12 protein-coding genes are annotated in these 14,369 nt (G+C 71.5%); 11 read left to right on the forward strand and 1 reads right to left on the reverse strand.

The window, feature by feature from the left end:
* The first annotated feature begins 2 nt into the window (after positions 1 to 2).
* Entirely contained in the window at positions 3 to 2,354 is a 2,352-nt protein-coding gene (locus JIG36_RS30125; RefSeq protein WP_203379767.1) for a glycoside hydrolase family 3 N-terminal domain-containing protein, read from the forward strand.
* On the opposite strand, the gene JIG36_RS30130 is transcribed toward JIG36_RS30125, so the two are convergent.
* Entirely contained in the window at positions 2,351 to 5,380 is a 3,030-nt protein-coding gene (locus tag JIG36_RS30130; protein ID WP_203379768.1) for a helix-turn-helix transcriptional regulator, read from the reverse strand. The two genes, JIG36_RS30125 and JIG36_RS30130, sit on opposite strands and share 4 nt — an antisense overlap.
* Positions 5,381 to 5,586: 206 nt before the next feature.
* Here JIG36_RS30130 and JIG36_RS30135 point away from each other — a divergent pair, with 206 nt between their 5' ends.
* From JIG36_RS30135 to JIG36_RS30180, 10 genes are all read left to right on the forward strand, one after another.
* Complete coding sequence (locus JIG36_RS30135) at positions 5,587 to 6,420, forward strand: alpha/beta hydrolase family protein (RefSeq protein WP_203379980.1); 834 nt, start codon at positions 5,587 to 5,589, stop codon at positions 6,418 to 6,420.
* 124 nt (positions 6,421 to 6,544) lie between these two features.
* On the forward strand, positions 6,545 to 7,528 hold the full coding sequence (locus JIG36_RS30140) for a LacI family DNA-binding transcriptional regulator (protein ID WP_203379981.1): 984 nt from the start codon (positions 6,545 to 6,547) through the stop codon (positions 7,526 to 7,528).
* A gap of 10 nt (positions 7,529 to 7,538) precedes the next feature.
* On the forward strand, positions 7,539 to 8,540 hold the full coding sequence (locus JIG36_RS30145; RefSeq protein WP_203379769.1) for a 5'-3' exonuclease: 1,002 nt from the start codon (positions 7,539 to 7,541) through the stop codon (positions 8,538 to 8,540).
* Between the two features lie 562 nt (positions 8,541 to 9,102).
* Positions 9,103 to 9,567, forward strand: coding sequence for a nuclear transport factor 2 family protein (locus JIG36_RS30150; protein WP_203379770.1), 465 nt, complete (start codon positions 9,103 to 9,105; stop codon positions 9,565 to 9,567).
* Positions 9,568 to 9,852: 285 nt separating this feature from the next.
* Positions 9,853 to 10,461: a TetR/AcrR family transcriptional regulator gene (locus JIG36_RS30155; protein WP_203379771.1), complete on the forward strand. Its 609-nt coding sequence runs from the start codon at positions 9,853 to 9,855 to the stop codon at positions 10,459 to 10,461.
* Positions 10,462 to 11,207: 746 nt separating this feature from the next.
* Positions 11,208 to 11,906 (forward strand): energy-coupling factor ABC transporter permease, encoded by a 699-nt coding sequence (locus tag JIG36_RS30160; RefSeq protein ID WP_203379772.1) that lies wholly within the window; start codon positions 11,208 to 11,210, stop codon positions 11,904 to 11,906.
* Entirely contained in the window at positions 11,903 to 12,250 is a 348-nt protein-coding gene (locus JIG36_RS30165; protein WP_203379773.1) for a PDGLE domain-containing protein, read from the forward strand. The genes JIG36_RS30160 and JIG36_RS30165 overlap by 4 nt, the downstream gene beginning before the upstream one ends.
* Positions 12,250 to 13,011 carry a cobalt ECF transporter T component CbiQ gene (cbiQ, locus tag JIG36_RS30170; RefSeq protein ID WP_203379774.1) on the forward strand — a complete coding sequence of 254 codons (762 nt, stop codon included), beginning with the start codon at positions 12,250 to 12,252 and terminating at the stop codon, positions 13,009 to 13,011. The genes JIG36_RS30165 and cbiQ overlap by 1 nt, the downstream gene beginning before the upstream one ends.
* A 7-nt stretch (positions 13,012 to 13,018) precedes the next feature.
* A complete protein-coding gene (locus JIG36_RS30175) occupies positions 13,019 to 13,765 on the forward strand; it encodes an energy-coupling factor ABC transporter ATP-binding protein (protein ID WP_203379775.1) in 747 nt (248 codons plus the stop codon).
* Positions 13,766 to 13,769: 4 nt separating this feature from the next.
* Positions 13,770 to 14,339, forward strand: a complete 570-nt coding sequence (locus JIG36_RS30180; protein ID WP_203379776.1) for an HD domain-containing protein — start codon at positions 13,770 to 13,772, stop codon at positions 14,337 to 14,339.
* Positions 14,340 to 14,369: the final 30 nt, after the last annotated feature.

Here is a 14,369-nt window from a genome sequence, read left to right on the forward strand (position 1 = left end):
CCGTGACCAACGAACCGGCAACCAAGCCATGGCAGGACCCGGCGCTAGGAGTCGCTGAGCGCGTCGAGGCGCTGCTCGCCGTGATGACCCTCGAGGAGAAGATCGGCCAGCTCGGCAGTCGCTGGGTCGGCAACGACATGCAGGACGAGGAGCAGACCGAACCTGAGGAGACGCTCAATGTCGCTCCCATGCAGGATGTTTTCGCAGCTTCCGGCACGATACCCCTGGAAGAGGCCAGTCGGCATGGACTCGGCCACCTGACCCGGGTTTACGGCAGTTACCCCCTTACTGCCCTCGAAGGCGCCGCTGAGGTCGTACGTCAGCAGCACATCGTCCTCGCCAACTCGCGCCTGAGCATTCCGGCGATCGTCCACGAGGAGTGCCTGACCGGGTTCACCACCTTCGGCGCCACCGTCTATCCGGCCGCCATCGCCTGGGGCGCCACCTTCGACCCGGAACTCGTCGAGCGGATGGCCGCCGCGATCGGCCGGGACATGGCCGCGGTCGGCGTGCACCAGGGCCTCTCCCCCGTGCTCGACGTGGTGCGCGACTACCGTTGGGGCCGGGTCGAGGAGACCATCGGCGAGGACCCGTACCTGGTGGGCCTGCTCGGCGCCGGATACGTGCGCGGCCTGCAGAGCGCCGGCGTGATCGCCACCCTCAAGCACTTCGCCGGATACTCGGCCTCCCGCGGCGCCCGCAACCACGGCCCGGTGCCGATGGGCCGGCGCGAACTGCTCGACATCATCCTGCCGACGTTCGAGACCGCGATCCGTGAGGCCGACGCCGGTTCGGTCATGAACTCGTACTCCGACATCGACGGCCTGCCCGCGGTGGCCGACCCGTGGCTGTTCACCGAACTGCTGCGCGACCGCTGGGGCTTCACCGGCACGGTCGTCTCCGACTACTGGGCCGTGCCGTTCCTGGCCACCACCCACCACGTCGCCGAGGACATGGTCGACGCCGGGCGCCAGTCGCTGACCGCCGGCATCGACGTCGAACTGCCCGACACGCTGGGCTTCGGCACCGACCTGATCGGCCAGGTGCCCGAGGAGCTGATCGACCGGGCCGCGCGCCGCCTGCTCACCCAGAAGGTCGCACTGGGCCTGCTCGACGCGGACTGGACACCGGAGAAGTCGGTCGAGGCGGCCGCCGGCACGAACCTCGACTCCGCCGAGAACCGTGCCCTGGCCCGCGAGATGGCCGAGCGGTCGATCGTGCTGCTCGACGCCGGCCCGGCCCTGCCGCTCGCCGGCGCGCTGACCAAGGTCGCGGTGGTCGGCCCGGCCGCGGCCGACCCCCGTACGTTCATGGGCTGTTACGCCTTCCCCAACCACGTCCTGCCGCGTTATCCCAAGGCTGGTCTGGGCATCGACGTGCCGACCACGGTCGACGCGCTGAAGTCTGCCCTTTCCGACACCGACGTGGTGTACGAACAGGGCTGCGCGGTGATCGGCGACGACAAGTCGGGCTTCGAGGCCGCCGTGGCCGCCGCCGCGTCGGCCGACGTGACCGTGGCGATGGTCGGCGACCTGGCCGGCCTGTTCGGGCACGGCACCTCAGGCGAGGGCTGCGACGCCGAAGACCTGACGCTGCCCGGTGTGCAGGCCGACCTGATCGAGGCGCTGCTCGCGACGGGCAAGCCGGTCGTCGTGGTGGTGGTGTCCGGACGCCCGTACGCGCTGGGAAGTTTCGCCTCCCGCGCCGCCGGCCTGGTGCAGGCGTTCATGCCGGGCGAAGAGGGCGGCGCCGCGATCGCCGGGGTGCTGACCGGACGCGTCAACCCCGGCGGGAAACTGCCGGTGCAGATCCCGCGGCACCCCGGCGGCCAGCCGAGCACCTACCTGCTGCCGTCGCTGGGCGCGGAGAACACCGGGGTCAGCAACCTGGACCCGACGCCGCTGTTCGCTTTCGGTCACGGCCGCTCGTACACGACCTTCGAGGTGGACGACCTGCGGATCTCGGCGAGCGAGGTGCCGACGGACGGGGAGTTCACGGTGACGGCGCGGGTGCGCAACACCGGGTCGCGGGCGGGGGACGAGGTGGTGCAGCTCTACCTGAAGGACCTGGTGGCGCAGGTGACCCGGCCGGTGAAGCAGCTGACCGGGTTCGTGCGGGTGGGGCTGGAGGCGGGCGAGGCCAAGGACGTGACGTTCACGGTGCACGCGGACCGGACGGCGTTCACGGGGCGGGACTTCTCGCGGATCGTGGAGCCGGGCGAGATCGACGTGCTGGTGGGGACGTCGGCGGCGGATCTGCCCTGCACAGGCCGGGTGCGCCTGACCGGCGACCTGCGAGTCGTCGACGACCGCGAACGCGTTCTGATCACGCCGGTGAAGGTGATCAAGGCCTAACCCGCGGCCAGCAGGCGGGCCAGCTCGGTTCGGGAGCGGACGCCTAGGCGGGCGAAGACGTTGCGCAGGTGGTGGTCGATCGTTCGGGGGCTCAGGTGCAGCTGGCGGGCCACCTCGCGGTTGGTGGCGCCCTCGGCGACCAGGCCGGCGATCCGTTCCTGCTGAGCGGTGAGTGGGGCGGTGAGCGGGGCGGTGGACGACGCCCGGCCGGACGGGACGATCCGCTCGCCGGCCGCCCGCAGCTCGCGGGCGGCCTGGTCGGCCCAAGGGGCGGCGTCGAAGCGGTGGAACGTCTCCACGGCTCGGCGCAGGTGATCGCGGGCCTCGGCCGGGCGGCGACGGCGGCGTAGGTGGCGGCCGTACAGCAGTTCGGTGTGGGCGCGGGCGAAATCGTTCTGGGCGTCACGGTCGTGCCACGCCAGGGCCTCGCGGAAGTAGTCGTCGGCGCCCTCGGGGGTGGTCAGCGCCCGGCAGCGGCTGCGTAGGGCCAGCCAGCCGGGCTGGGCGGTGCGGGCGGCCCAGCGGTCGAACACGTCCCCGCCCGCGCCGGTCGCCTCGACCAGGTGCGGGGTGATCGCTACCCGCAGCGTCATCGAGCCCGTACGGGCTATGCGGATCAGGCGGTCGGCGGCCTTCGCGGGTTCGCCGGCCACCAGGTCGAGCAGCGCCTCCGACCACTCCCCCAGTTCGCCGGCGGGCGACGACTTCCAGCCGCTCCCGGCGTCGCCCCGCAAGGCCCCCAACGAACAGCTCGTCCCGGCGCCGCCCCAATAAGACGCCAGCGAACGGCTGCTCCCGGCGTCGCCCCAAAAAGACGCTAGCGAACGGCTGCTCCCCGCGTCGCCCTGAAGTCCTGTCCCCGCGTCGTCACGAAAAGCCGCCAACGAACGGCCGGTCCCCACATCGCCCCGGGAAGCCGTCAACGAACGGCTGGTCGGCGCGTCGCCCCGGAACGCCGCCAGCAACCCGAGCAACGCCTCGTGAGCGTCGGCCAGGTCGGGGCGGCCGGCGCTCCGGGCGACCGCAACCCCGTCGAGCGCATTCTCCAGCGCCGCGTCGTGGCGACCGGCGGCCAGTTCCGCGTACGCGGCGACCTCCAACGCCTCGGGCACCAGCGGAGCGTTCCCGGACTCCCGCGCGCTCGTCACGGCCCGGGTGGCGAGCCGGGCGGCGCGGTGGTCGTCGCCGAGCAGGATGGCGGCGTTCGCGGCCCGGATCAGCGGTTGGGCCTCGGAGGTCCGCCCGGCCAGTCGCAACACCTCGCGCAGATGCCCGAATCCGCTCTCGTCGGCGCCGGTCATCAGGTCGGCCAGCCCGAGCACCTGGTGCTTTGCCATCGCGTCGGCCGGGCTGTCGTCGCGGGACCGGGCGGCGGCCTGTCTCGCCAGTGCGGGGAATCGACCCGCATTTCCCGTACGGCCGCAAGCCTCACCCGCCACCACCAACGCGTCGAGGGCGCCGGCCGGATCCGAGGTCATCAGCGCGCCGGCCACGTCGAGCAGGGTGTCCCGTGATTCCGCGGGCGCGCCGCGTGCGTGCAACCCCGCGATCAGGGCCCGCGCCCGGGACCGCACCACCGCGTTGCCCGTCGCACCACCGGCCCGTCGCAGCAGGGGCGTCGCGTCCCGGGGACGGCCCGCCGCCAGGGCCGAACGGGCCGCCTCCAGCAGCGCCGCCGCCTCGCCGGACGGGTCGGAACTCAGCTCGGCCGCCCGCCGCCGCGCCACGTACGCCTCGGCCGCGGGCGCGCAGGTCGCGGCTTCGAGCAGTTCGTGGGCCAGCTCGTCGTCGGGACCGGATTCCCGGGCCGCCCGGTGCAGCAGCGCCGGAAGACGCCGGGTCAGAGTCGCCGCCAGGGCCCGGTGAGCGGCGTGCCGGTGCCCGATCGGGGCCTCGCCATAGATCACCGACCGCAGCACCGCCGGCGTGAACCGCACGCCGGTCCCGGACACCTCGACTATCCCGGCCCGCTCAGCCGGTTCCAGATCGGCGAGAGTGCGGAGAGGGCCGCAACTCGTGGCCGCGAGCAGTTCGGCCGGGGTGACGCTCGGCTCGGCGGCCGCGAGCAGCAACAGCTGCCGGGTGGGCTCGGGGAATTCCTCAAGGAGGGCGCGGGCGTGCAGGCGTAGCGCGCTGGACGGGGGCAGGGCCGCCGGGGGCGGGGCGAAACCGCGGCGCTGTTCGGGGGTGAGGGCGGCGGCGAGGTCGGTGAGGGCCCCGGGGTGACCCTCGGCCAGGTCGACCAGGGTGGCTGCGACCTCGGCGGCGAGGCCGGGCGCGCGGTCGGCCAGAAGCTCGTGACCCGCGGAGTCGTCCAGGGGTGCGAGCAACCGCGACGGCAGGTCGGGGACGGCTCGGCGGGCGGTGACCAGCAGCACGACCGGCAAGCCGGCGAGACGGTGGGCGACCAGCTTGATCTGCTGCCACGACGCGGGGTCGAGCCGGTCGGCGTCGTCGATCAGGCCGAGCACCGGTCCGCGGCGGGCGGCGCTCCGGAGCAGGGCCAGCACGGCCACGCCGAGGGTCAGCGGGCCGCAGCCAGGTTCGGCGCCGGCGACGACCATGGTCAGGGGCTCGCGCTGGTGGGCGGGGAGATCGGCGGCGTACGGGGTCAGCGGCTCGATCAGGCGTTGCAGACCGGCCAGCCGCAGCTCGGTCTCGTCGGCGTGGCCGGCCGTTTCGAGAACCGTCCATCCCGGAGCGGCGGCGGAGCGACGAGCCGCCTCATCGACGACAGCGTCGGCGAAATGACGCCCGACCGCCTCACCGGTGACTCGATGGGCTTGGAGACGCCCGACCGCCTCGCCGGTGGCTCGGTCGGCGTGGGGGCGATCAACGGCTGGGCGGCCGACGGCGAGGCGGGCGGCGGCGTGCAGCAGGGTTGTGCGGCCCTCGCCCGGGGCGCCGGCGAACACCAGGGCGCTACCGAAGCCGGTCTCGGCGGTGTCGAGCAGCGAACGGATCGCCGCCAGCTCGGGTTGCCGCCCGTACGGGAAAGAATTTTGCACCCGAAGTGCACTAACCATGGGCCGAGTCTGTCGCCGCAGGCCACGGCCGGGAAGGCACGGATGCGGACTTTTCGGCTGATGAAATTTCGCGTGTGTTAACAGGCCGGTGGTTTCGCCGATGCGCACACCGAGGAACCGACCGAACACTGACCGCCATCAATCCCCCATCCTCGGGAGCGTGTCAGGTGCAGCAACTTCGCAAACCACGCCGGTTCGTCCTCGCGATGGCCGCGGCCGCCGCACTCGCCGTCGGGCTCGGCGCCGCGCCGGCCCGGGCCGCCGACAACCCGTACGAACGGGGTCCGGCCCCGACCACCTCCGCGCTGGACGCGAGCCGCGGACCCTTCAGCGTCGCCACCGAGAACGTGTCGTCGCTGGTCAGCGGCTTCGGCGGCGGCACCATCTACTACCCGACCACGACCAGCGCGGGCACGTTCGGGGCGGTCGCGATCTCGCCCGGCTTCACCGCCCGCTGGTCGAGCCTGTCGTGGCTGGGCCCGCGCATCGCGTCGCACGGCTTCGTGGTGATCGGCATCGAGACCAACACCCTGTACGACCAGCCCGGCTCGCGCGGCGACCAACTGCTGGCGGCGCTGGACTATCTGACCCGGCAGAGCTCGGTGCGTACGCGCATCGACGCGACCCGGCTCGCCGTCGCGGGTCACTCGATGGGCGGCGGCGGCAGCCTGGAGGCGGCCCGGACCCGTCCGTCGCTGCAGGCCGCCGTGCCGCTGGCGCCGTGGAACACGACCAAGAGCTGGTCGACGCTGCGGGTGCCCACCATGATCCTCGGCGGCGAGAGCGACACCATCGCGCCGGTGGCGTCGCACTCGATCCCGTTCTACACCAGCATCCCGGCCGCGTCGGAGAAGGCGTACCTGGAGCTGAACAACGCGTCGCACTTCTTCCCGCAGTCCGTCGACACCTACACCGGGCGCATGGCGGTGGCCTGGCTGAAGCGCTTCGTGGACAACGACACCCGCTACGACCAGTTCATCTGCCCGGGCCCGTCCAGCGTCTCCATCTCGGACTACCGCAACACCTGCCCGCTCTCGTAGCGGACTCTCCGGAAAGGCCGGCCGGCGGGCGGACCCCGCCGGCCGGTCCGTCTCGGGGGCGTGCGGGCTGCATCGAGGCGTTATCCTGCCGCGGATGAGCGTCAAACGTGGTCGGCCGCCGGGCATGATGGATGTGGCCCGGCTGGCGGGGGTCTCGCATCAGACGGTGTCGCGTGTGCTCAACGAGCATCCGAACGTCAGCGAGCAGACCCGCCTCAAGGTGCAGGCCGCGATCGCTGAGCTCGGTTACCGGCCCGACCGGGCGGCCCGGGCGCTGGTCACCGGCACGTCCAAGGTGATCGGCGTGGTCGCGCAGAACTCTTCCCTCTACGGGCCGGCGTCGATGCTCACCGCGTTCGAGGAGGCGGCGCAGGCCACCGGTTTCGCGGTCAACGTGGGCAGCGTGCGCAGCCTGGACGAGCGGTCGATCGCCGACGCCGTGGAACGTCACCTCGACCAGCGCGTCGCCGGGCTCGTCGTGATCGCGCCCGTCGCCAGTGCCGGGCCCGCCCTGGCCAAGCTGCCCGACGACGTACCGCTGGTCACCATCGACGGCGACCCGGAACGGTCGTCCACGCTGGTGACGGTCGACCAGGTCGCGGGGGCCCGGGCCGCCACCCAGCACCTGCTCGAGCAGGGGCACGAGTCGGTCTGGCACATCTCGGGGCCGGCCGACTGGTTCGACGCCGCCGGCCGGGTCGAGGGCTGGGAGGCCGCCCTGCGCGAGGCCGGCCGCGAGATCCCGCCGCTGCTCACCGGGGACTGGAGCGCCGCCTCGGGCTATCGCAACGGGCAACTGCTGGCGCGGTTGCCCGAGGCCACGGCGGTGTTCGCGGCCAACGACCACATCGCGCTGGGGCTGCTGCGGGCGCTCAACGAGCACGGCCGCCGGGTTCCGGGGGACGTCAGCATCGTGGGCTTCGACGACGTACCGGAAGCGGGTTTCTACAACCCTCCGCTCACGACGATCCGGCCCGATTTCGACGCGGTCGCCACCGCCGCGCTGGAACTTCTGCTCGCTCAGATCGAATCGGGGACGACCGATTCCGTACGCCGGACGATCGCGCCCGCCCTCGTGGTGCGGGAAAGCGTCGCCCCTCCGGCGTAGTCTCTCTCGCGTGCCACTCCTGCTCGTTCTCGACGGCAACAGCCTGTTGCACCGCGCCTACCACGCCGGCGCGGGTGACGGCTGGGTCGACGACGACGGCAATCCGATCTGGGCGTTGCGCGGCTTTTTCGGGTATATGGCGAGGGCGGCCGCTCACCTGCGGCCCGACGCGGTGGTGGTCGGCTTCGACTGTCCGGAAGAGTCGGCGCGCCGCACGGACTATCCGGCCTACAAGGCACACCGCCCCGACAAGGCCGAAGACCTGACCGCCCAACTGCTGGCCGCCCCGGGCCTGCTGCGCGACGCCGGGGTCTGCACGGTGGTGCCGCGGGCATACGAGGCCGACGACGTTCTCGCCAGCGCCGCCGCCACCGCCCGGGCCAATGGCTGGCAGTCCGTGCTGATGACCAGCGACCGTGACGCGTTCGCCCTGATCGACGAGGCGACCTCGGTGCTGCGGGTGCGCAACGGCGGCTTCGACGAGGCCGTGCTGATCGACCAGGCCGCCCTGCCCTCGCTCTACGGCGTCCACCCCTGGCAATACCGCGATTTCGCCGCGCTCCGGGGCGACCCGTCCGACAACCTTCATGGCGTACGCCGTTTCGGCGCGACCACCGCGGCCAAGCTGCTCGCCGCGTTCGGCACGGTCGAGGCCGCCTGGGAGGCCGGCGTCGCGCTGGTGCGCGAGACCGTCGGCGCCCACGCCGCCACCTGCTTCACCGCCCCCGACGCCCGTGAGATCGTCGACCGCAACCGCCGCCTGATGAGCATGCGCCACGACCTGCCGATCCCCGACCTGGCCACGGCCCGCCTGCCGTTGAGCCGTTTCGTGATGCGGCAGGCGTTGCGGGCCCGAGGCATCAACCTGGGCCCGTCCTTGTGGGCCCTGACCGGCGGCGATCCCCCGACGGCTCCCGACGCCGACCCGACACCCGAGTTCCGGCCGTGGGTGTTCCGGGGCAGCCTGACCGCCCGCCGCGAGCCGACGCCGGGGCAGCTCTCCCTTTTCTGAACGGGTCAGCCGTTCCGCTCCGCCCGCCCCGGCCGCGCGCCGCCTACGGCCCCAGCCATCGCGGCGTGTGCCGCCTCACCCCGGCCATCGCGGGTGCATGCTGCCTTCGCCCCCCACCGGCGTGGGTGCGTGCTGCCTTCCGACCCCGACCGGCGTGGGCACGTGCCGCCTTCCGACCCCGACCGGCGTGAGCACGTACCGCCTTCCGACCCCGACCGGCGTGAGCACGTGCTGCCTTCCGACCCCCACCGGCGTGAGCACGTACCGATTTCGACGCCGGCCCCACCGCCCACGACCCGGCCGTCCCGGGACAACAGGCCCGTCTCCACTGCCGCCGCGCTCCCGGTGGAGCAGCTCATCATGCGTCTCTGCGGCGGCCGCCCCAACCATGGAACAGCGCGTAGGCCCGCGCCCTCGCAACGTACAACGGCGGGCGGAACGCGTTGATCGGGCGGGCGCACCGGCCCGCGGCGGGGTCGCCCACACCAGGCGCGCTTGTTTTACGCGACAGTTCGTCGTAATCTTTGCGACACATAGTCGCTTAAATGGGAAGAGGCCTGCCATGCAAGAGCTGGTTGATCGTGCCGAGCTCATCGAACTGCTCAGCCGGTACGCGAACATCGCCGACCTGAAGGAGTTCACCTCGCTGCCCGCCCGGGTCTTCACCGACCCGCTGACGCTCGACTTCGAGTCGGTCGCCGCCATTCCCCCGATGACCGTGCCGCTCGACGCCTACATCGAGATCCTGCGGTCGTCGTTCGATCCGTTCCTGGCCACGCACCACGCCATCACGGGCCACGTCATCACGATCAAGGGCGACACGGCAGAGATCCACGCCCACGTACGGGCGGAGCACTGGCTCCCGGCCGACGTGGCCGGCGACGGCCCCGACCGCTGGCTGGTGGCCGGCTTCTACGACAACGTGGCCGTCCGCACGGCCGACGGCTGGCGCCTCACCGAGGTCAAACTGACCGCGACCCACCAGGAGAACCCGCACCTCGCAGCCGTCGCCACGGCCGGAAGCTGACAGCACGGTCGCTGACGCGACGAATCACCGTTCGGAACGGTCCGGACGCAACGAACCACCGCACAAACCACGTCCGGCGCATCGAATGCGTCACCAAGCGCCTGACTCGACCAACCGTCGCGCATGCCTGTCAAATAGTGGCGCGACGAGCAGCGACGCGGCCTCGTCGCGCACGCCTATCAGATAGTGGCGCGACGAGCGGCGACGCGGCCTCGCGTCACGCAACGAACGGGCGCGCGGCCCGGCGGGGCTCGGGGGGACGACGTTGTGAGGGAGGATTGGCGGGTGCCGCGGATTCGGGGAGCCAGCATCGAGGAACACCACGAGATGGTGTGGGACGACCTGGCCGGGGCGATGCGGGAACTACTGCTCGAGCGTGACTATGACTCGATCAACATGGGCCACATCGCGGCGCGGGCCGGGATGGCCCGGAACACGCTCTACAACTACGCCCGCGACAAAAGCGCTCTGGTCCGGGCGCTGACCGAACGGGCCAGCCGCCCCGCGCTCGCGCGTGTTGCCGAGATCGCGGCCCGCACGGAGGAACCCGCCGCGGATCGCATGCGAGAGATCATCGCGGCGTTCCTGGAGGCTTCGACGGACCAGGCCCTGCAGCCGATGTTCCGCCCGGGTTCCGCGCCGCTCGTGGCCGAGGTCCCCAAAGGCCCGGACAACCCGTTCAACACGATCGTGACCGAGGTCGAGAACGTGGTCCACGACGGCATCGCCCGCGGCGAGTTCACAGACACCGGCGACGTGCAGCTAACGGTCGAACTGCTCTCCGGAGTCATGCGCGCGGGCGCCGAACGCATCGGCCGCGACCCGGCCGCCTTCACTGCCACGGTCAGCACCGCACAGCAGATGATCCTGGCCGCCCTGATCCAGCCGGCGTAGAGACAGACCCCGGCAACCCGAACAGACCAACGCCGAGCAGTCTGGCACCCGCCACCATGACATGCTCGCCCATCGGATCCACCCGAGCGAGCCACCACCGCACAAACGAACACCGCACGAACCAAACCGCGCAGCGAGCAAACGAACGCCACGAACGCTCACTGCGCAAACAAGCACCGCGCATTGAGCGAACGAACAGGGCGCAAACGAGCACAGCCCAATGAGCGAACGAACACGGCGCAAACGAGCACAGCCCAATGAGCGAACGAACAGAGTGCAAACGAGCACAGCGCAATGAGCGAACGAGCAGGGCGCAAACGCGCATGCGCCGACGAGCGGACCCCGCGTGAGTCGATGGCCGGGTGGGCGGCTGCGCGTCGGGTTCGGGGTTGGGCGCAACTATTTACTCAGGTCGCCCGGGTGGGTTTCGCGTTCTGGACGCGCAGCGGCCAGCGAAGCCCGCCCGGGCCCTCGGCGTGAGCGACGGTCTGCACCCACCACCCCGCTACGACATCGAAGTTGAACTTTTTGATTCGCCCGTCCGCACGGAACTCACCCCGCCACGACATCGACGACGACTACCCGGCCCGCGCTGAGGTGCGCGCGCTCTGGGGTGGGATGTGAACTTTCTGGGTTTCGGCCATCCGTAGGGAGTGATGCGTCGAACTACCAGTTGCAAAGTGGGCATCAATTGCCAAGACTTTGCAACAGTGGGATCACCCTCAGAGGTTCGGCCGGGAGGCGTCATGGAGACGACGGCGATGCACATCGCCAACGGGATCGTGGATGGGCCTGTGTCGGCGGTGTTCGCGGTGCTCGCGGTGGCGGCTCTGGCCGTCTGTGTGCGCAAGGCCCGCAACGACCTGGACGAACGGCTGGCGCCGATGGCGGGGCTGGTGGCGGCCTTCATCTTCGCGGTCCAGATGCTGAACTTCCAGGTGCTGCCGGGCGTGTCGGGGCACCTGCTGGGCGGCACGCTCGCGGTGATCCTGGTCGGGCCGTGGGTGGGCGCGATCTGCGTGTCGACCGTGCTGATCGTGCAGTGCCTGCTGTTCGCGGACGGTGGCCTCACGGCGATCGGTCTCAACATCACGAACATGGCGCTGCTGGGGACGGCGGCGGGATATCTGCTGGTGGCGGGTCTGCTGCGGGTTCTGCCGCGCAACGCCAAGGGGCTGGCCGTGACGGCCTTCATCGCCTCGGTCGTCAGCGTGGTCGTGGCGTCGCAGGGGTTTGTGCTCGAGTACGCGCTGGGTGGCACCACCGATCTGTCGCTGCCGTGGGTGTCGGGCACGATGGCCGGTGTGCACGTGCTGATCGGCATCGGTGAGGGGCTGATCGCGGCGACCACGGTCGCCACGGTGGCGCGGGTCCGGCCCGATCTGGTGTACGCCCTCCGGCACTTCCGTAAGCCGGCCGTAGTTGAGCAGGAGGTCACGGCATGAGCCGCAAACTGGGCTGGTTCCTGGCCGGCGGGCTGCTCGTGGCCCTGCTGCTGGCGGGTGTGGTGAGCAACTTCGCGTCGTCGAGCCCGGACGGGCTGGACGCCACGGCCCGCGAGGGATGCACGTTCAACGCCGAGGGTGAGATCACCGGCGGGCACTGCATCGCGCAGGAGGAGGGCGAGCACCAGATGAGTGATTCGCCCCTCGCCGACTACGGGATCCGCGGGGTCGGGAACAGCTTCCTCTCCACCTTCCTGGCCGGCACAGCGGGTGTCCTGATCACGTTCGGCGTCGGGGCGGGGCTGTTCTGGATGGCCCGGCGGCGCGACAAATCGGAAGCCTGATGGGCGCCGGGCACGCCCACCCGCTGCATCTGGCGACAGCGAGCCCGGTGCACCGGCTGGCCCCGGAGGTGAAGATCGCCGCCGTTCTGCTGTTCACGATCATCGTGGTGGTGACTCCCCGCGAGAAGTTCTGGGCGTTCGGCGGTTACGCCCTGTTGCTGGCCGTGGTGGCCGTGGTGGCCCGCGTCCCGGCTCTGTGGCTGGCCAAGCGCGCCACCATCGAGCTGCCGTTCGTGCTGCTGGCGATCGCGTTGCCGTTCGCCGGGCGGGGTGAGCGCATCGACTGGTTCGGGCTGTCGCTGTCGGTGGACGGCCTGCACGGCGCGTGGAACATCTTCGCCAAGGGCACCCTGGGTGTGCTGGCGTCGCTGCTCCTGGCGGCTTCGACCACGATGCGTGACCTGATCCTGGGGCTGGACCGGCTGCGCTGCCCGACCGTGTTCACCCAGATCGCGACGTTCATGCTGCGCTACCTGGACGTGCTGGCCGACGACGCCCGCCGGATGCGGATCGCGCGGCTGTCCCGGGGGTACGACCCGCGGTTCCTGTGGCAGGTCAAAGCGTTCGCGGTGAGCGTGGGGGCGTTGTTCCTGCGGGCGTACGAGCGGGGCGAGCGCGTCTATCTGGCTATGGTGTCGCGGGGGTATGCGGGACGGCTCCCCCAGCCGGAGTCGGGCCGGGCGCCGGCCGGGCAGTGGCTGGCGGCGTCGGCGCTTCCGGTCGCCACGGCCGGCATCGCGCTGGCCGCACTATGGGGATGAGGACGACATGAGCGACGGCCTACGCGTCGAGGGGCTGCACTTCGCCTATCCGGACGGCACGCCGGTGCTGCACGGCATCAACCTCACCCTGGCCGCGGGCGAGAGGGTCGCGCTGCTCGGACCCAACGGCGCCGGCAAGACGACGCTGGTGCTGCACCTCAACGGCATCCTGCACGGCGGGCCGGGCACGATCGAGGTGGCGGGCGCCCGCGTGAACCCGTCCGACCGGGCCGCCCTGGCCGAGATCCGCCGTCGCGTCGGCATCGTCTTCCAGGACCCGGACGACCAGCTCTTCATGCCGACGGTGGCCGAGGACGTGGCGTTCGGACCCCAGAATCTGGGCGTACGGGGTGACGAGCTCACCACCCGCGTCGACGAGGCCCTGGCCGCGGTCGGCATGAGCGAGCACCGCGACCAGGTGCCGCACCACCTGTCGTTCGGCCAGCGCCGGCGCGTCGCGGTGGCCACCGTGCTCGCGATGCGGCCCGAGATCCTCGTGCTCGACGAGCCGTCCTCCAACCTCGACCCGGCCAGCCGCCGCGAGCTGGCCGAGATCCTCGAGCCGCTGCCGGTCACCGTGCTCATGGTGACCCACGATCTCCCGTACGCCCTCCAGCTGTGCCCACGCTCGGTCATCATGGATGCGGGCCGGATCGTCGCCGACGGCCCGACACCCGACCTGCTGGGCGACGAGCCGCTGCTGCGCGCGCACCGCCTGGAGCTGCCGTTCGGTTTCCACCCGGCCGCCCGCTGACGTCATGGATCTGCCGACCGACGACGAGATCCGTGCCCTGCACGAGCGGTTCGCGCCCAGCCCCGAGGCGTTCGATCTGGTGTGGACCCACTGCACGATCGTGCGCGACCTGACGGCCCAGTTCCCGGCGCCCGAGGCCGACCCCGATCTCGTACGGGCGGGGGCCCTGCTGCACGACATCGGCGTCTATCGCCTGCAGCCGGGCGAGGCCTACATCCGCCACGGCGTGCTGGGTCACGAGCTGCTGCGCTCGGTGGATCTGCCCGAGGTTCTGGCCCGTTTCTGCTCCCACCACACGGGCGTGGGCTTGACCCGCGACGACGTGCTGGCGCAGTCCCTGCCGCTGCCGCCCGAGGACTACCTCGACGAGACGCCGTCGGAGACCCTGGTCATGTACGCGGACAAGTTCCACAGCAAGTCGACGCCGCCCCGCTTCGTGACCATCGAGTCGTACACGCGCTCGGTCGGCCGTTTCGGGCCGCGGAAGGCGGAGCGGTTCGCCGAGCTGGTGGCCCGCTACGGAGAGCCCGACCTGGAGTCGCTGGCCCGCCGGTACGGCCACGACGTGCACTGACCTCACCCCGGGTGATCGATCGATGACCCT

Origin of the sequence: Paractinoplanes ovalisporus, from assembly GCF_016834655.1 — a bacterium.
Lineage (GTDB): Bacteria > Actinomycetota > Actinomycetes > Mycobacteriales > Micromonosporaceae > Actinoplanes > Actinoplanes ovalisporus.

Bases quoted from the DNA above. Each gene is read 5' to 3' on its own strand.
- JIG36_RS30150 (WP_203379770.1), top strand. From the start codon at position 9,103: ATGCAAGAGCTGGTTGATCGTGCCGAGCTCATCGAACTGCTCAGCCGG.
- JIG36_RS30175 (WP_203379775.1), top strand. From the start codon at position 13,019: ATGAGCGACGGCCTACGCGTCGAGGGGCTGCACTTCGCCTATCCGGAC.
- JIG36_RS30180 (WP_203379776.1), top strand. From the start codon at position 13,770: ATGGATCTGCCGACCGACGACGAGATCCGTGCCCTGCACGAGCGGTTC.
- JIG36_RS30160 (WP_203379772.1), top strand. From the start codon at position 11,208: ATGGAGACGACGGCGATGCACATCGCCAACGGGATCGTGGATGGGCCT.
- JIG36_RS30165 (WP_203379773.1), top strand. From the start codon at position 11,903: ATGAGCCGCAAACTGGGCTGGTTCCTGGCCGGCGGGCTGCTCGTGGCC.
- JIG36_RS30130 (WP_203379768.1), bottom strand. From the start codon at position 5,380: ATGGTTAGTGCACTTCGGGTGCAAAATTCTTTCCCGTACGGGCGGCAA.
- JIG36_RS30140 (WP_203379981.1), top strand. From the start codon at position 6,545: ATGATGGATGTGGCCCGGCTGGCGGGGGTCTCGCATCAGACGGTGTCG.
- cbiQ (WP_203379774.1), top strand. From the start codon at position 12,250: ATGGGCGCCGGGCACGCCCACCCGCTGCATCTGGCGACAGCGAGCCCG.
- JIG36_RS30135 (WP_203379980.1), top strand. From the start codon at position 5,587: ATGGCCGCGGCCGCCGCACTCGCCGTCGGGCTCGGCGCCGCGCCGGCC.